The 16604-nt window shown below is 62.4% G+C and carries 15 protein-coding genes; 4 read left to right on the top strand and 11 right to left on the bottom strand.

Annotated elements, in window-relative coordinates; all coding sequences use genetic code 11:
* Window positions 1-78: 78 nt before the first annotated feature.
* Together PLL20_07840 and larC are read right to left on the bottom strand one after the other, a co-directional pair.
* Complete coding sequence (locus PLL20_07840) at window positions 79-651, bottom strand: hypothetical protein (protein ID HPD29889.1); 573 nt, start codon at window positions 649-651, stop codon at window positions 79-81.
* Between the two features lie 30 nt (window positions 652-681).
* Window positions 682-1884, bottom strand: a complete 1203-nt coding sequence (larC, locus tag PLL20_07835; protein HPD29888.1) for a nickel pincer cofactor biosynthesis protein LarC — start codon at window positions 1882-1884, stop codon at window positions 682-684.
* A 530-nt stretch (window positions 1885-2414) separates the two neighbouring features.
* On the opposite strand from larC, the gene PLL20_07830 reads away from it, so the two are divergent.
* The 3 genes from PLL20_07830 to PLL20_07820 all read left to right on the top strand — a co-directional run bounded on the left by PLL20_07830 (window position 2415) and on the right by PLL20_07820 (window position 7564).
* On the top strand, window positions 2415-3386 hold the full coding sequence (locus tag PLL20_07830; protein ID HPD29887.1) for a serine acetyltransferase: 972 nt from the start codon (window positions 2415-2417) through the stop codon (window positions 3384-3386).
* 510 nt (window positions 3387-3896) lie between these two features.
* Entirely contained in the window at window positions 3897-5345 is a 1449-nt protein-coding gene (locus PLL20_07825; protein HPD29886.1) for a hypothetical protein, read from the top strand.
* A gap of 287 nt (window positions 5346-5632) precedes the next feature.
* Window positions 5633-7564 (top strand): beta-N-acetylglucosaminidase domain-containing protein, encoded by a 1932-nt coding sequence (locus tag PLL20_07820; protein HPD29885.1) that lies wholly within the window; start codon window positions 5633-5635, stop codon window positions 7562-7564.
* Here the strand turns inward: PLL20_07820 and lipA are convergent.
* The gene (lipA, locus tag PLL20_07815) at window positions 7546-8475 is read right to left on the bottom strand and encodes a lipoyl synthase (protein ID HPD29884.1); all 930 of its coding nucleotides are present in this window, start codon (window positions 8473-8475) and stop codon (window positions 7546-7548) included. The genes PLL20_07820 and lipA overlap by 19 nt on opposite strands.
* Window positions 8476-8532: 57 nt before the next feature.
* Here lipA and PLL20_07810 point away from each other — a divergent pair, with 57 nt between their 5' ends.
* On the top strand, window positions 8533-9552 hold the full coding sequence (locus PLL20_07810) for an FAD:protein FMN transferase (protein ID HPD29883.1): 1020 nt from the start codon (window positions 8533-8535) through the stop codon (window positions 9550-9552).
* Here the strand turns inward: PLL20_07810 and PLL20_07805 are convergent.
* The 8 genes from PLL20_07805 to PLL20_07770 form a co-directional block, all read right to left on the bottom strand.
* The gene (locus PLL20_07805) at window positions 9542-10435 is read right to left on the bottom strand and encodes an RnfABCDGE type electron transport complex subunit B (protein HPD29882.1); all 894 of its coding nucleotides are present in this window, start codon (window positions 10433-10435) and stop codon (window positions 9542-9544) included. The two genes, PLL20_07810 and PLL20_07805, sit on opposite strands and share 11 nt — an antisense overlap.
* 15 nt (window positions 10436-10450) lie before the next feature.
* Entirely contained in the window at window positions 10451-11068 is a 618-nt protein-coding gene (locus PLL20_07800) for an Rnf-Nqr domain containing protein (GenBank protein HPD29881.1), read from the bottom strand.
* Window positions 11068-11709, bottom strand: coding sequence for an electron transport complex subunit RsxE (gene rsxE / locus PLL20_07795; GenBank protein HPD29880.1), 642 nt, complete (start codon window positions 11707-11709; stop codon window positions 11068-11070). Before rsxE ends, PLL20_07800 begins: the two co-directional genes overlap by 1 nt.
* A gap of 11 nt (window positions 11710-11720) precedes the next feature.
* Window positions 11721-12332, bottom strand: coding sequence for an FMN-binding protein (locus PLL20_07790; GenBank protein HPD29879.1), 612 nt, complete (start codon window positions 12330-12332; stop codon window positions 11721-11723).
* Window positions 12333-12352: 20 nt separating this feature from the next.
* Entirely contained in the window at window positions 12353-13366 is a 1014-nt protein-coding gene (locus PLL20_07785) for an RnfABCDGE type electron transport complex subunit D (GenBank protein ID HPD29878.1), read from the bottom strand.
* 77 nt (window positions 13367-13443) lie between these two features.
* A complete protein-coding gene (rsxC, locus tag PLL20_07780) occupies window positions 13444-14835 on the bottom strand; it encodes an electron transport complex subunit RsxC (protein ID HPD29877.1) in 1392 nt (463 codons plus the stop codon).
* 1 nt (window position 14836) lies between these two features.
* The gene (locus PLL20_07775) at window positions 14837-15157 is read right to left on the bottom strand and encodes a hypothetical protein (protein ID HPD29876.1); all 321 of its coding nucleotides are present in this window, start codon (window positions 15155-15157) and stop codon (window positions 14837-14839) included.
* Between the two features lie 251 nt (window positions 15158-15408).
* Window positions 15409-16344 (bottom strand): hypothetical protein, encoded by a 936-nt coding sequence (locus PLL20_07770; protein HPD29875.1) that lies wholly within the window; start codon window positions 16342-16344, stop codon window positions 15409-15411.
* Window positions 16345-16604 lie beyond the last annotated feature (260 nt).

Raw genomic sequence — 16604 nt, 5'->3', positions numbered from 1 at the left:
TCCCAGACCGGCTCGTTCCCTCAGAGTCCGCGTGAACCGCCGGGCCAGCCGGCGGCACGTGTTTGCGCCGCGAACAGCTTAAGATGGTGAGTCCGGGGCCTTGGGCCGGCCCCTGTTGCGAAGATTGAGAATCAACTCGACCTCGCCCGGCGTCCGGCCCAGATCCCGGGCGATCTCGACAGGTGAGAATCCGACGTCCGTCAGTTCATAGATCAGCGCATAACGATCTTCCGGCCGATCGGACGCCGGCTTGGCTCCCTCTGATTCCTCTCGGGCCGGCATTCGGGCCGTCGACCCTTCCTGCTGCTGCGTCAGTCGGTGCAGGGCGGCAATCCGCCTGTCTGCGTCATGCATCGCCGCTTCCAGCTTGGCAAACCGGGTATCAATCTCGGCGCTGATCTTCCTCGAAAGCTGCTCCAGCTCAGCGATCAGACTCTCCAGATCGCGGCGCAGTTGCTCCTTTGAACCCGGGGAAACCGGTTCCGGTTCCCGCTGCGGCGTTGACCGCTTCGGCTGATTGGCGTGTTGTCGCAGCTTGCGCCGGGACGTCCATAACAGGTACGTCGTGAGAGCCACAAGCAACGCAAGAGGAAAAAGATTCTGGCTCTCCAGAATCCTGCTCAGCGTCTCTCTGATGCCTTCTCCGAGCACGTGTATGCACCCTATATCGGTCCCCGCAGGTCAGACAGGTTCGCAACCACCGCTTCTTGACCGCCAGATCCGCATGGCGAGCTCCATGACCTCGCGCAAGGGCAGCGACGAACGCTTGGCCGCCTCGCGGCAATCCTCGAATTCAGGCGACGCCGTGACCACGCGGCCCCGCCGGCGCCCGACCTTGATCCGGACAGGGCCGAAGCCGGTTTCAACCGTCTCAAAAGTCCGGGCCAGTTTATGCCGCGAGGCCAGGTGGCTGCGGATGCCGAACGTCGTCGTCTCGGCAAACAGGATGCCCTCTATAGTCTCGCGCAAGGGCGGCGGCGCCAAGACGGTCAGCAGCGTCGCCGGACGATTCTTCTTCATATAGATCGGCGATGAGTAAACATCCAGTGCACCTGCGGCAAACAGCAGGTCGTAAACGTGACCGACGACCTCTCCCGTCGCGTCGTCAAGGTTGGCCTCCAGGACCAGCACCTCATCGGACTCGTCGTCGGACGCACTGGCCCCCACCGCCTCGCCGATCAGAACACGCAGAATATTCGGGCGGGTCTTGCCTTCACGCTTGCCGGCACCGACGCCGATCCGATCCGTCACCATCGCGGGCAGAGGACCAAAGGACCGGGCCACCGTCGTCAGGATCGCCGCCCCGGTCGGCGTGGTCAGTTCAGACATCTCCTCGCAGGCGGCCAACGGCACCCCCTTGAGCAGTCTGGCCGTCGCCGGTGCGGGAACCGGCATCACCCCATGATCACAACAAAGCGTGCCGCCGCCGGTCGGAATCGGCGAGCAGTGGACTTCCTCGATACCCAGCCGATCGAGTGCCACGCAGGCTCCGACGATGTCCACAATGGAATCGATCGCCCCAACCTCGTGGAAATGGACCTTCTCAACGCTGGTGCCGTGCGCCTCGGCCTCGGCCTCGGCCAGCCTCGTGAAGATGGCCATGGCCCGCTCGCGAACAGCACTGGGCAACCGCCCGTTCTCGATGATCTCGCGGATGTGTTTCAGGTGCCGGTGCGGCTTATCGGCAGCCTCGATGCGAACCTCGAACTGCGTGGCCGCGAAGCCCTGCTTTCGGATGCGCTCGGCCGCAAGTGCGTACCCCCCTATGCCCAGCGAGGCCAGGTCTTCCCTCAATTCATTCAGACACAGTCCTGCATCCAGCAGGGCGCCGAGGATCATGTCCCCGCTCGCCCCGCTAAAACAATCGAAATACGCGATACGCATGAAACCCTTCCCGGACGGCTGACACTCGGCCGTGTTCCTTCTGGTGGACTCCTACGGAGTCTATGCCGCCGTCGCGCGGTTTGCAACGACATCAATTGACCGCCCCGACAACGGGCCAGCGACAGAAGCGGCGGCACTCCCCGCGGCTGACCCGGTTGTGGCGAACGCAAGCCGAAAGCAGAACCGCTTCAGCGGTCTTTCCTGAAGGGCAATCAGGCCGGTCGTTTTACGACTGGTTCACAGTGGGCCGATTCCTCCTTCTCTGTGTTACCCCATCAAGCCCTCTGAAACGGGCCGAGACCATGGAAAGGAAGAAGAACCGCGGGCGACCACCAACCGGCCGTATAACGGTCGGCCTGTCAGCCGGCCTTTGGCGGCCCCCCTGAAGGAGGTTGATCGCCCAACCTGGACCGGTCGGCATGCCCGCCCAGACTGTCACGCACCTCCCGACAACCGACTACGCGCCAGGCATTGCGATTGCTAGAATCCCGTAAACTCTGACCTCGGTCAGGAAACACGGAGAGACACCAATGTCAACCAGGTTCAGAATCGCTGAGCGACTGCCAGAGCTGGTCAACCGCGTCATGACCAGCTACAACGAGGATGAACGAACCCGCCATCTCGATCATGTTTATCTGCCCGGCCGAGCCGAGATCATCGAGATCATCCACCTGCTGCTCGAATTGGCCTACCCCGGCTACCACGGCCGGCAGAACCTCAACCAGCACAACGTTACCTTCCACGTCGGCGAGCTGCTGCCCAAGCTCGGTGAGAAGCTACACGAGCAGATCTTCCGGGCCATCTGTCACAAACGACGCACCGAGTGCAACGAAGACTGCGCCGCCAACCGATGCGAACAGGACGCGCGGGACATGACCATGCGGTTCATCGAGACCGTACCCGCCATTCGCGAAATGCTGGCCGGCGACGTCCAGGCCGCCTACGACGGCGACCCCGCGGCCGCCAGCATGGACGAGATCATCATGTCCTACCCCGGCGTGCTCGCGATTACCGTCTATCGTTTCGCCCATGAACTGTACCTGATGGATGTGCCACTCATTCCGCGGATCATGAACGAGTGGGCCCACTCCAAGACGGGAGCCGATATCCACCCCGGGGCAAGGATCGGCCGCAATTTCTTCATCGATCACGCGACCGGCGTGGTTATCGGCGAGACTACGGAAATCGGCGACAACGTCAAACTCTACCAGGGCGTGACCCTTGGAGCGCTGTCGTTCCCGAAGGACGCCCGTGGCCGTCTGATCCGCGGACACAAGCGCCATCCGACCGTCAAGAACAACGTCACCATCTACGCCAATGCCACGGTCCTCGGTGGCGAAACGGTCATCGGTGAAGGAGCCGTCATCGGCGCATCCGTCTTCCTGACCAGCAGCATTCCGGACAATGCCACCGTCCGAATGAAGGATCCGGAGCTCACCGTCCGCAAGCGCGAACCAACCGACACCCGAGCCGAGCCCTGGAAACTGGACTTCCAGATCTGAGGTTCAGCGGTCAGCAGATGGCATTCCGGGGTCTCCGGTGCCCTACATGCACAAGACGCCGGGGACCATGCCTGCGGCTCTACCGCCTGCCTGGCCCACGGCTCTGCATCGGCATGCCCCAAATACATTGACATGCCGTCTCTGAAGACAAAGCAGGAAAACTCGCTTGGAATGTGTGCGAAACCGAGGGCGCCAGTCAGTAGATCAGTGTCGAGGTTGCCGTGGCGACCAAGACCTGCCATGTTCTGCAGCCAAGACTGGCAGGTCTTCGCCACTTGCGCCCGGCCGGGAAGCACACCATCCGCGCGGCTCATGTCGCCCGACCGGCCGCACGTGTCGCGCGTGCTCCGCCGGTCCGTGCGACCATGCCGACACAATCGTCGGCAGCACTTTGGAGTTTCCCGGAAAGGCTTCGATCTGATAGACTGTCTGGAAAGCCGGGAGTCAACCCCGGATCCAATCGAGCACACAGGCATCTGCCCCCGGCCACCCACCAGGAGGACCAAGGACATGAAAGAGACACTCTCTCGACGCGGCTTCATGAGTGCGGCGGCGGCCGGAACGGGGGCGGCTTTGTTTGGCCGGACGGTTATGGGCCAAACCGCAACGGATCGCAAGGCGGACGGACGGACGGCGTATCCGCCGGTGAAGATCCACCGGGTCTACGTCGGCCGGCAACGTGCGGCCTGGCCGAAACCGGCGTTCAAGCCCGAGGATGAGGTGCCGGTGTTCGAGCGGAAGCTGGCGGAGCTCAAGGCACGTATGGGCGACGTTGAGCTGGTCGGTGGGGAGCTGGTTCAGACGGCCGAAGAGGCTGCCAAGCTGATACCGAAGCTCAAGGAGGCCGATGGGGTGCTGCTGATCCACCTGGCACTCGGCGTCCTGCCTATCTTGCAGCAGATCGTCGATGCCGGACGGCCCACCGCGTTCTTCTCGCAGCCGTTCAGCGGGCACGAATGGATGTTCGTCCAGCAATGGCAGAACGCGGGCAAGAAGGTCGCCCTGTTCGCCACCCGTGATCTGAACGAGCTGGCCGACGCGGTCAATATCGTGGCCGTGCCAGCCCGGATGGCCCGCTCGCGGCTCGTGGTTGTCGGACGGCCGGCCGGCACGCCCCCCGCCATCGTGCCCGAGAGAGTCAAGGAAAAGCTTGGCGTTGAAGTCATCCCCGTTTCCGTCGAAGAGGTGATCGAGGCACACAAGAGCGTCGATCCGAAACTGGCCGAAGCCGAGGCCGAGCAAATCTGGATCAAGCAGGCCCGCAAGATCATCGAGCCGACACGCGAGGAGATCATCAAGTCATCCAAGATGTTTCTGGCGATGAAGGCCATCCTGACCGCCAATCGGGCACAGGCCATTACCATCAATTGTCTCGGCGGCATCCCGATCGACATCCTCGGCTATCCGTGCCTGGGGTTCACGCGGCTGTTGGACATGGGGCTGGTCGGGGCGTGCGAGGCGGACATGGACTCATCACTGACCATGCTCATCTTCACTTACGCCTTCGGCGTGCCGGGCTTCATCAGCGATCCGCTGTTCGACACCTCGAAGAACGCCGTAATCCATGCTCACTGCACCGCCCCCACGCGGATGGATGGGCCGGCCGGCGAGCGGGCGCCGTTCATCATCCGCACGCACACCGACGACGACAAGGGAGCGGCGCTTGAAGTCGAGATGCGCCTCGGGCAGGTGATCACTTGCGCCAAGCTGGTCAACCTCGACACGATGATTGCCTCGACAGGCAAGATCATCGAGATCCCCGACTTCGACGACCGTGGCTGCCGGACACAGATCACCACCGAGGTGGCCAACGCCGCGGCGATGCTGGCCAACTGGGGCGCCGGGCTGGTCGACGGCTGGGTGCCGCAACTTCACCGGGTGGTCTTCTACGGCGACCGCCTGGCCGGGGTGCGCCAACTGGCACCGCTGATGGGCTTCAAGGTGATTGAGGGCATATAGCCGTCCGAAATCCGGCGAATCTGAGCTTGTTCGCAGCGGGCAGACCCATTACCATCCGAAAATCACCAGTATTGCCCTTGGCAGGCAACGGGGCCGCACCTATCATTCTCGTCGCACCATTCATCATTCTTGACTCCCCGACGTTGCGGCATCCAATGCCGGGGTTGATCTTCTCGCGGTTTTCGGTCAACCTGAGAGCAGCCACCGATGCCCGCCGGCGGCCGCGTTCGGCGCCCCCCATCGCCGAAGAGCCGGCGGGCGGCAACCACAGCCCGGAGGTGACAAACATGCCTACCCGGCGAACGCTGGCCTTCAGCATCGCTCCATACGTGTTGTCAACAATGCTGCCTGTCTTGGCCTCTTGGTCTGGTTCGATGGCCGAACAACCGTCACTTGCGCCGGAATTCCCTGGGGTTCTGCCGAAACCCAAGGACTACCGGGAAAACGGCCCACCCCGCCTGCTGGTCCGCTCCAGCGGCGTCCTTCGCATCCAGATTTTCGGAAAGCACGCTCCCCTGTCCGCCGGCCGTCAGGAACTGATCGAGGCACTGCAGGACCTGGGCGTCCGAGCAGAGGCCAACAACGAGGGTGCTCGCGTTCGCATCGGCATCAACGCCGACTGGCCGGGAGGCACCGCCCATCTGCCAAAGCCCACCGGCGAACGGCCTCAAGCCTATGCCCTGACCGTCACCACGGCCGAGGACGGCAAGACAACCGTGGCCATACGCGCCACCGACGCCATCGGCGCATACTATGGAATCCGCACGCTGATCCAGTTGCTTGATCGCACGCCCGAAGGCGTCACCATCAGGCAGGCCCAGGTACGCGACTGGCCGACCTTCACCCTGCGCATGTTCAAGGGTCAGTGCTGGTACTACCGCGACAACCTGATGTTTGTCCGGTGGGCCCCACAGTTCAAATGGAACACGTTCGGTATTTGCTACACCGATTGTCCCGACTGGCGCAGCCCGCCGGAATCGTATCGGACCATGGTAGCCGACGCCTGCAAAACCGCCGCAAGCCAGGACACCATGCAGATCATGCAACTCGGCAACCCCTACATGCTCAAGGAAAAAGCCATTCGGGCAACCTCCGACACCGACATCGAGACGCTGGCGACGTTCTTCGAGTTGTCGCTGGCCAACGGCAGTACCGCGCTCATGCTCTGCCTTGACGACTTTGCATTCCTGCCCGACGAGGATCGATCACAATTCGAGAACCTCGCCGGGGCCAACGCCAGCATCGTCAAGCGTTTCGCCGAGCGGATTTGGGCGAAACACCCCGACACCCGGATCCTTCTCTGCCCGCCGCCCTACTGGCTCACCGCCAACAAGGCCCGCGGGTACCAGTGGGCTCACGACTACCTGCGCGACCTGTGCGCCAACATCCCACCCCAAATCTCCATCGTCTGGACCGGCCGCGAGGTGACTACCGTGTGCCATGAAACCGCCGATATCGAGGCCTACCAGGAACTGATCGGCCCCCCCCGCCGCCTGTTCCTCTGGGACAACACGTTGAAGATGCCCCCCGGCTGGGGCAACGTGTTCCGCATGAACGCGTTCCTGGAAACCTGCGACCACATCGCAACCAGCGCCTGGCCGAAGATGGCCGATTACGTCCACGGCGCGGCCGGCATCAACACTTATGGACCGGCCGAGATCTACAAAGTGCCGCTGATGACCGCCGCCGACTACCTGTGGAACCCCGAGGAATACGATCCGAAAGACTCCTTGCGCCGGGCTCTCTATTGGTTCGATACCAACCACGAAGTCGGACCGATGGTCCACCGCTGGGTGAACGATCTTCACCAGACGCTCTTCGACAAGCGTCTGGCGTTCCTCAAATCGCCGACCGAAGCCGGCCTCAAGGAGATCAATGAGTTGACCGCCAGGTATCGGGTCGAATTTGATCGCATCGCATCGATGACATCCAACAAGGCGCTGGTTGAGACGCTGCAACCTTACCTGCGACGTCACACCGAAGCGACGGCCGTTCTCTCAACGGTTCTGGATGGCTGGTCGACAAGAAACACCGACAAGGCGGCAACCAAGGACAAACTGACCCGCGCCAGGACGGCTTTCGACCGCTTGGCCAAGACTCTTGAAAAAGGAGACCAGGCCGGCCGGCAGCACGGCTTGGTCCGCCAGGAACTCGAACAGGCGACTCGCAACGCCGTCGACGCCCTTATCGCAAACGTCGCTCAGTCACCCGGCAACTGACCGGCTGTCCCTCCGGACGAACCGATGGCCGTGCCGGAAAAAACCTTGCCGGCGTTGTAGCTGCTCCGGACAAACGGACCGGCGGCAACCGCCGCGAAGCCCATTGCCCTTGCTTTGACGGCAAGCTCCTCAAATTCCTCGGGCGTATAGTAGCGGACGACCGGCCAATGCTCCTTGGATGGCTGAAGGTACTGCCCGATGGTCACGATGCCACAGCCGACCTCCCGCAGATGACTCAGTGTCTGCCCGATTTCGTCGCCGGTTTCTCCCATCCCGATCATCAGGCCGCTTTTGGTCGTGATCGACGCGTCAATCTGCCCCACCAGTCGCAGCACTCTCAGCGAGCGCCGATAGTCGGCCTGAGGGCGAACCTGCGGCGTCAACCGTTCCACCGTCTCGATGTTGTGGTTGTATACGTCGGGCCGGGCTTGGCACAATGCCAGGATGCACTCTTCACGAGCATGGAAATCGGGCGGCAGCACTTCGATGGTCGACTCCGGCAGGCGGGCACGAACCTCGCGGACGCAGGCGGCAAAATGGCTCGCCCCCTCGTCCTCCAAATCGTCGCGGCTCACGCTGGTGATGACCACGTGCCGCAGACCAAGCCCGGCGACAGCCTCGGCCAGACGCTGCGGCTCATCCCCGGCCGGCGGCAAGGGCCGACCGCGACTCACCGCACAAAACCTGCAACTCCGCGTGCAGGTACTGCCCAGAATCATGAACGTAGCGGTCCGTCGCGACCAGCACTCGGTCACATTCGGGCAACGGGCCTCCCGGCAAACGGTGGCCACACCGCCGGCCTCGACTACCGCACGCGTGGCCAGCATGGCCGCATCCGGCCTCGGACGTTTCAGCCAAGGCGGTAGTCGGCCGGTGCGAATCTCATTGACCGGAGCAGCCATGTCGCCCATTCAACCTCCTGGCATGCACGTTTGCAAGCCGAGCCGGCGTATGCGACGATTCCGGCCATGAATTCTCCATCATCACGCAGCACAGCAGCGTTTCTCGCCTGCATCGTCGTCTGCACGACAGGTTGCAGCAGGCGACCCCAGCCGTCTACCGCCAAACAGGCTCGCGAGGTTATGGGCACACTCGCCGAAGTCACGGCCGTCGCCGCCGATCGGACAACCGCACAAACGGCCGTCGAGGCCGCCTATGCCGCGTTCGAGCAAGTCAACTCACTTATGAGCGATTATCGCGACGACACCGAGATCTCGCGGCTCAACTCCCTGCCGCCCGGCGAATCGCTCGTTGTCTCACCGGAAACCTTTTTCGTACTTCAGCGCGCCGCCGAGGTGTCACAGGCCAGTGGCGGGGTTTTCGACATCACCTGCCGGCCGCTGGTCGCCTTGTGGAAACAGGCAGGCCAGAACAACCGGCTTCCAGACCCGTCCGCGATCTCAGATGTTCTTGCGGCCGTCGGCTGGACCAAGCTGGCTCTTGACCCCCCAACCCGCGGCGTCACCAAGGGCGTGGCCGGTATGCAGATCGATGTCGGGGGTATCGCCAAAGGCTATGCCCTCGACCTGGCCGCCCGGCGCATGAAAGCCGCGGGAGCAACCAGCGGCTTGATCGACGTCGGCGGCGATATCGTCGCCATGGGCAGACAGGCAAACGGAGACCCCTGGCGAATCGGGGTCCAGCATCCCTTCCAATCCGGCCTGATCATGAAGCTGGCCCTGAGCGACCGAGCCGTCGCCACCTCCGGCAACCAGCAGCGATTCACGGTCATCGGAGGCCAACGGTATTCTCACATCATTGACCCGCGCAACGGCCGGCCGGCCGAACAGGCCCCCAGCGTCACCGTCATCGCCCCGGACGGCATCAGCGCCGACGCGTGGGCCACGGTCTTCAGCGTGCTGTCGGTTGAGCAGGGAGCAAGAAAGGCCGAAGAACTTCCGGACGTCGAGGTCATGTGGATCGCCGGCGACGCAACACAACCTCAAATCGCCAAGACGCCCGGTTTCGGCAAATACATCATACCTTAGCCGAGCATGCGGGTTCGCCGCCCTCAGATCGGCCGCCGACGGCTTCATCCTGGGCCAGTATCTCCGCGTATTCGGGCTTGGGCTTGCCGAAAAACATCATGACGCCCGACGGACACTTGTTGATCGCCTTTTCGAAGTCCTCCTCCCCCGTGTAGTTATCGTAGTTCAGATATGAGAGGTTGTCGCGGACCTCGAAAAGCTGCGCGAAGTTCCGCTGACATGCCTTGCACCCCATACAACCGACCTTGCACACCTGCCTCACGCTGCGAGCAGGCTCCTTGTTCGAACAGGCAACCACAAGCATCCGATCCTGCTTGAACGGCACCATGCGGATAATGTTGCGAGGACACGCCCGCACGCAGGCCCCGCAACCGGTGCATTTCTCATAATCAACCACCGGATGCTCCTCGATCATGTGCAGGGCATCGAAGGGGCAGGCCTTCGCGCAGTCGCCGAACCCAAGGCAACCGTACGTGCAAGCCTGCGTTACGCCGACTACGTTCGCTTCCACGCAACTGGCGACGCCGTCGTAGGGCACCCGGCCCAGCTTGTCTTCAGTCTTGGCGCCGCAGTGAACCACCGGGCGATACGGAAAGGTCTCAACGACCTCGACGCCGAGAACGCGAGCCACGGCCTGGGCGGTCTTCGATCCTCCGACCGTGCAGCCGTCAACGGGCGCCCGCTTCTCGACCACCGCCTTGGCAAAATCGGCGCAGCCCGCAAATCCGCATCCGCCGCAGTTGGCGGCCGGAAGCACGTCCAGCACGGCCGGTATCCGCGGATCCTCCTCGACCCGCAGCTTCTCCTTCGCGATGCCCAGCAGCATCGCAAATACCAGCGTCAGGCCGAACAGGACAACCCCGGCGATCAGGACCACGTTCATCGCACCATCTCCAGCTTACTTGCCCATCCCCGCAAAGCCCATGAACGCCAGCGACAAGATGCATGCGGTCAGCAGCGTAATAGCGGGGCCCCGCAGAGCCTTCGGCACGTCGCTGAACCGCAGGTGCTCGCGAATGCCGGCCATGATGGTGATCGCCATCATGAAGCCGATACCGCCGGCAAAAGCGAACACCGTCGATTTCAACAGACTCGCCCGGTAGATTTCATTCATGTCAATCAACAGACACGCCCCGAGAATCGCACAGTTGGTCGTGATCAGCGGCAGGAACACGCCGAAGGCCGTGTAGAGACTCGGAAAGAACTTGCGCAGATACATCTCCACCAGTTGCACCATCGACGCGATGACCATGATGAACGTCACGTACTTCAGGAAGTACAACGACTCGGGATTGCCCAGCCACGCCCCGATCGGCGTGAGAATCCCGTGGACGATCAGCCACGTCACAATCCCCGAAATGGTCATCACAAACGTGACCGCGCAGCCCATGCCGAAGGCCATGTCCACCTTTCGAGATACACCCAGAAAAGGACAGATCCCAAGGAAGGTCGACAACACGAAATTGTTGACCAGGGCCGCCCCGATGAAGATGCCGATGAGTACGCCGATGTCCATCAGGCACCCCCTCTCGCCGACCGCATCCGGATCTGCGTGATGATTCCGATCACCACTCCGAGAGTCAGAAACGCCCCGGGCGGCATGATCATGATCACCCATGCGTGCGGCTCGAACACCTTCGGATCGCAAAGCAGAATCCGCCAGCCCGGCAGCGTGATGCTACCCGCACCCAGCACCTCGCGCACCAACCCCAGAAGCGTCAACGCCAGCGTGAACCCCAGACCGCACCCGAGGGCATCGGCCAGCGACCGCAGCAACCCGCTCCTGGACGCAACCACCTCCGCCCGGGCAATGATGATGCAGTTGACGATGATCAGCGGGACAAAAGGACCGAGTTTCTTGCTGACCTCGAAGACGTACGCCTTGAGCACCAGATCCGCGATCGTCACAAATGTCGCTATCGTCAGCGTGAAAACCAGGATGCGCACGTGCGGCTGAATCAGATGACGGAACAGGCTGGTAACCATGTTCGACATCACCAGAACGAAAATAACCGCCGCCCCCATAACCAGGGCATTGTCCACCGAATTGGTCACCGCCAGCGTCGGACACATGCCCAGCAGTTGAACCAGGACGGGATTGTTCTTGATGATCCCGTCCACAAACTGCTGAAGGTTCGATCCGTTCTCTTCGGCCATCGACCTGCTCCTCAACGACTCTCCGCCGTGGCGGGACGATCCTGCTTTTTCAACTCGGGCCGCACGCGCTGAATGGCCTTGTTGGCAAGGTCCGCCACCGCCTTGCTCGAGATCGTCGCCCCGGTCACCGCCTGTACCTCGTTCTTGCCTTTGATCGGGGTCCGCTTGACCACCGTGGTCTCCATTCCCGCGGAGAGACCCTGGTACTGATCCGCCCAGACCTTGTCCGACTCGCTTCTCGGCTCGGCGGCGACCTTGTTGCCCAGCCCCGGCGTCTCCACATTTTCGATCACCTTCAGACCCGTGATCGTCTCGGCATCCGCCGACAGGCCGATCACCGCCCTGATCTTGTCCGCGAAACCCATGCCCGCCGCGTCAATCGCCCAGCCGATCAGCTTGCCGTCGCCGTCCAGGCATCTGAAGACTTCTCGATCATAGCCGGTCACGGGCAGTATCTCGGTCTTGACCGTCCCGGGAACCACCGTGCCGACGGCCTCGTTCAGAGCCTTCTGCTGATTGACCCGAATCGTCGGCTGCAAACTCGTCTGTGCCCCCGCCAACAGCACCGCGAACACCAGCCCCAGCAACAGAATCAGCCACGACTCGGCGACGAACTTGCTCATCGATCGCCTTCTCCTTCCGCTCAACCCTGCGGCACATGCCCGCCGAACGGCGTCGGCACGGTCCAGCGCTCAATCAACGGCGTCAATGCGTTCATGATCAGAACCGCGTACATCACACCTTCGGGGTATCCGCCGAACACCCGGATCAGAATGACCAGAACGCCCACGCCCGCTCCGAAGATCCATCGCCCCAGCGGCGTGATCGGCGCCCCAACGTAGTCCGTCACGATGAACAGGGCTCCGAAAAGCATCGCCCCGCTGTTCAGGTGGTACAGGGCCGAAGCGCACTTGGCCGGTGCAAAGTGATGGGCAATGGCCGCAAAAACCATCGCCGCAACCAGCATCGCGACCGGCTGGCGGTAATCGGCGGTGCGGCGAATGAGAAGATATCCCCCGCCGATCAGACAGGCCAGGGCACTCGTCTCACCGATGCAGCCGCCAACCTTCCCCACGAACAACGGCCACATGCCCGGCAACACGTCGCTGTGGAACTTGGCCGCGGCCAGCGGCGTCGCCTTGGTAACCGCGTCAACTCCGACGGTAAGCAATGTCCCCGGCTCAGACCACGTGGTCATCGCCACGGGAAAGCAAATCATCAGAAACGCCCGCCCCACCATCGCGGGATTGAAGAGGTTGTGCCCCAGGCCGCCAAAAACGGCTTTCCCCAGGCCGATCGCGACCACGCCGCCGATGAACGCCATGTACAGAGGCAACTGGGGCGGCAGCGAGAACGCCAAAATCATGCCCGTTACCAACGCCGACCCGTCGCCGAGTGAAGCCAGGCTGCGTCCGCGGACCAGATTCGCCGCTCCCTCCGCCGCCAGGCAACCCAGAACGGTGATGATCGTCAGCCAAGCAGCCCGAGCGTGATAGAACAGAATCGCGGCAACCAGAAGCGGGATAAGCCCCAACACGACGTCAAACATCACGCCCCGCGTGGTCCGCCCCGCCGCCAAGTGCGGCGCCGCACTGACCAAAAACTGGTCCGGCCCCTTAGGCTGGGCAGCCTCGGCCGGTAAAGTTGTATCACTCATCTGAACTCGTGCTCCTGGCCCTGTGAATGACGATCACGGGCCCGACCGCCTCGCAAGACCCGTGCTGGGCTCTCCTCTCATTTCTGCTTCCTCTGACTTGCCATCAGTCGAACCTGGTTCTTGCCGGCCCGGATGTACTGCGCCAGCGGTATGTGAGCCGGACACACGTATGAACAGCACCCGCACTCACAGCAGGCCGCCATGTCATACTGATTGGCCAGATCGTAATCACGGAACTTGACCGCGTGAGCGATCTTCGTCGGCGAGAGATGCAGCGGACAGTTGTCCACGCACCGGCCGCACCGGATGCAGGGACTCTCGTCCCACCGAACAGTCTCCTCCTCGCTCATCACCGTGATCCCGCCCGTCCCCTTGACCACGGGCACGTTCAAATGCGGCACCGTCGGCCCCATCATCGGACCACCCGCGACCACCTTAACCGCCTCAGCCGTCAACCCGCCACAAGCCTCTATCAGCTCCGAAAACATCGTCCCCACCGGCACCAGCCAGTTGCCCGGCCGTGCAACCCCTCTGCCGGTTACTGTGACGACCCGGTGAGTCAGCGGCATCTTCTTCACGACCGCCCGCGCGATACTGTGGGCCGTCGCCACGTTAACCATCACTACGCCGACGTCGAGAGGCAGCCCCTTCGGAGCACTGGGAACAGTGCGCCCCAGCACCGCGGGCACCAATTGACGCTCGCCGCCCATAGGATACTTCGTGGCACAAATCGCGATCTCAATCGGCCGCCCCTGGCAGGCCTTGCGCATCGCCTCGATTGCATCAGGCTTGTTCTCCTCGATCGCAACAATCGACCGCCGCGCACCCGCCGCATGAGCCGCCAGTTGCAAACCGACCACGATCGCCTCCGGACACTCGACCATCAAGCGATGATCGGAAGTCAGGTATGGTTCACACTCGCAGCCGTTGAGAATCAGCGTATCGACCGGACGTTCCGGATTTCGCCGCAACTTGATGTGCGTCGGAAATGTGGCTCCGCCCAAGCCTACGACCCCGCAGTCCCGGATCGTCCGGCAAATCTCATCAGGATCGTACCGCGACGGGTCCACGCCGCTCCAGTCGCGGTTCAGGAACTGCGACAGGAAATCCGCCGGAAGCGCCTGACCGCCTTCCGCCGGCTTGATCCACAGCGCCGGCACGCGACGCCCGCTGGGAAGAAGAACCACCCCTGCCCCCGCGACCTTCCCGGTCACGCTCGCGTGAATCGGCGCCGCCACCGGTGAATCCGTGTCCGCCAGCTTCTGACCGTAGCTCACATCGTCTTTCGCCTGGACCAACGGAGTGCAGGCCGCGCCGATGTGCTGAACCATCGGCACAGAGATCTCGCCCTTCGGTGCGAACAAACGGATCGGTTCTGTCTCCGAGTATTCCTTGCGATGCGGAGGATGGATGCCCCTCGCGAAACTCTTGAGTCCTGACAGCCGCTCCCGCAACACGGCCACTACCATCTCACGCTCCTTCGTCTGTCTGCCGCTGCCGCATGATTCGGATCAACACCTTTGCCACAGCGATCCCCAGAACAATCCCGACAGCCATGCCGGCAATCTGCCAGCCGGCGCTCGACCCGGGCTCATGGCCGGCCCACATCCGCCACGCCAGATGAGAACAGACAATGGCCGATGCCAACGGCAACAGAAAGACCACCGCCGCCCGCAGTGCCAAGCCGCCCGTGCCATCGGGCCCGACCGGGCTGTTCGCACCCGCGAGCGGACACTCCTGCCCGCCCCTACAGTGGCCGCAACCTGTCCAGAACCTTTCCAGCCAATTCAACGCTGATCCCTCAGCAGCATAGCCGCGCCGCCTCTGCCGCCATCCAAGCGTTAAAGCACAGTATTATCGAAGCTTGTCTGCCGACTGCAAGACCGTCCCCCTGAATATCGGCTCAAGCCGCGAACAAGGAAAAGGGCATGGGCGGCAAGCGGATCGCCCATGCCCCGATACGATACCAGTGTGTCCGATTCAGCTCACCGGCAATCAGCAAGCAGACGGACACCACGTCGATGCCGATCCGGCCAGACGTGTCATCGGGAGTCGATGATGATGTTGCCGACGTCAGTTTGCAGATTGATCTCCGCACCCCCGCCGTTCAGCTTGGCAACCACGTGCGTCAGCGTGTCGGTCGTGACTGTAACAGCCGTGAAGCCGGTCTTATCAAAGTGGACCGATCCGATGCTTGCGGCTGCGTCCAGATCGGCAGCCACGCCGGCCGGCAGATCGATGTCAATGGATCCTGCGTCAATTGCCACGTCCACCACATCATCAGCCGCCAGAGCCGCAATATCGATCACCGCCGACCCCGCCGATACCGTCGCATTCAATGACCCGCTATGCGAGGTCACCTTCACATCGCCGGCATCGGCATTGGCCGTCAGGGCCGCCGTGCAGCCTTCGGCCACCACCGTTGCGGCCGCACCATCCAGCGTGCTGGCCGTGTCCAGACCGCCGGCCTTCACCAGGCCGACTTTCTGAGTCACCTCCACACCGTGGCCGGGTGGAAGAGTCACTGTGATTCTGTACTTGGCCACTCGGGCACGCGAGAAAACGCTCGTGATCACCACGTCATCGTCGTTGACGACCATGTTGAACTTGCCCTCGTCGCTCGTCGCCCCTTCCACCGCCTTGGCCGCGACAACCAGACGATTGTCCCCGCCGGTGGGCTCGGTGATGGTCACCTCCATCTGGGTCAACAGGTCCTCTGCATCCTCTTCGCTGGCCGCGTAGGCCACACGAACGATTTGCACCGTGGCTTGCGTTGCCGTCTCCTCCACCTGCACCTTGGTCGTGCCAAGTTCGTTGGATACAACGACGGATGCGCCGGCCGGCAGCGTTACGTTCCGCGTCTCCGTCGATGTCACCATCTCCGGTGTGACCAAAGTGATGGTGCAACTCGGCGCCAATACAAGTGGGATTCCTGAAACCAGCAACAATCCTGCAAGCAACGTTGAACGCTTCCGCATGACGTGTCCTCCCAAGCTTTGTCTCGGAAATGAAACTCCGACCACCAGAACGGTAAATACCCCAAATTCTATGACCCCTCATGTGTCCGCAGAACCTAAAAAGCTCACCAAACTGCCACTGACGGAGGACCGACAGTAGCCAGGTTCAGAGCGATATAAACCTGCGGATGTGCGGGAAAATGGCAGGGCATGGTCTAAGCCCTGCGAAGTCACAAGGACGGAGCAGGACGAAAACCTGCCAATCTTGGCCTGCAGAATAT

The sequence above is a fragment of the Phycisphaerae bacterium genome, from assembly GCA_035384605.1.
Classification (GTDB): Bacteria; Planctomycetota; Phycisphaerae; order UBA1845; family PWPN01; genus JAUCQB01.
The sequence above is the reverse complement of the archived record's forward strand: the minus strand, read 5'-3'. Positions and strand labels throughout refer to the sequence as shown.

Excerpts from the sequence above, each read along its gene's own strand:
- larC (HPD29888.1), bottom strand. The coding sequence starts at position 1,884 with ATGCGTATCGCGTATTTCGATTGTTTTAGCGGGGCGAGCGGGGACATG.
- PLL20_07830 (HPD29887.1), top strand. The coding sequence starts at position 2,415 with ATGTCAACCAGGTTCAGAATCGCTGAGCGACTGCCAGAGCTGGTCAAC.
- PLL20_07825 (HPD29886.1), top strand. The coding sequence starts at position 3,897 with ATGAAAGAGACACTCTCTCGACGCGGCTTCATGAGTGCGGCGGCGGCC.
- PLL20_07820 (HPD29885.1), top strand. The coding sequence starts at position 5,633 with ATGCCTACCCGGCGAACGCTGGCCTTCAGCATCGCTCCATACGTGTTG.
- lipA (HPD29884.1), bottom strand. The coding sequence starts at position 8,475 with ATGGGCGACATGGCTGCTCCGGTCAATGAGATTCGCACCGGCCGACTA.
- PLL20_07810 (HPD29883.1), top strand. The coding sequence starts at position 8,533 with ATGAATTCTCCATCATCACGCAGCACAGCAGCGTTTCTCGCCTGCATC.
- PLL20_07805 (HPD29882.1), bottom strand. The coding sequence starts at position 10,435 with ATGAACGTGGTCCTGATCGCCGGGGTTGTCCTGTTCGGCCTGACGCTG.
- PLL20_07800 (HPD29881.1), bottom strand. The coding sequence starts at position 11,068 with ATGGACATCGGCGTACTCATCGGCATCTTCATCGGGGCGGCCCTGGTC.
- rsxE (HPD29880.1), bottom strand. The coding sequence starts at position 11,709 with ATGGCCGAAGAGAACGGATCGAACCTTCAGCAGTTTGTGGACGGGATC.
- PLL20_07790 (HPD29879.1), bottom strand. The coding sequence starts at position 12,332 with ATGAGCAAGTTCGTCGCCGAGTCGTGGCTGATTCTGTTGCTGGGGCTG.
- PLL20_07785 (HPD29878.1), bottom strand. The coding sequence starts at position 13,366 with ATGAGTGATACAACTTTACCGGCCGAGGCTGCCCAGCCTAAGGGGCCG.
- rsxC (HPD29877.1), bottom strand. The coding sequence starts at position 14,835 with ATGGTAGTGGCCGTGTTGCGGGAGCGGCTGTCAGGACTCAAGAGTTTC.
- PLL20_07770 (HPD29875.1), bottom strand. The coding sequence starts at position 16,344 with ATGCGGAAGCGTTCAACGTTGCTTGCAGGATTGTTGCTGGTTTCAGGA.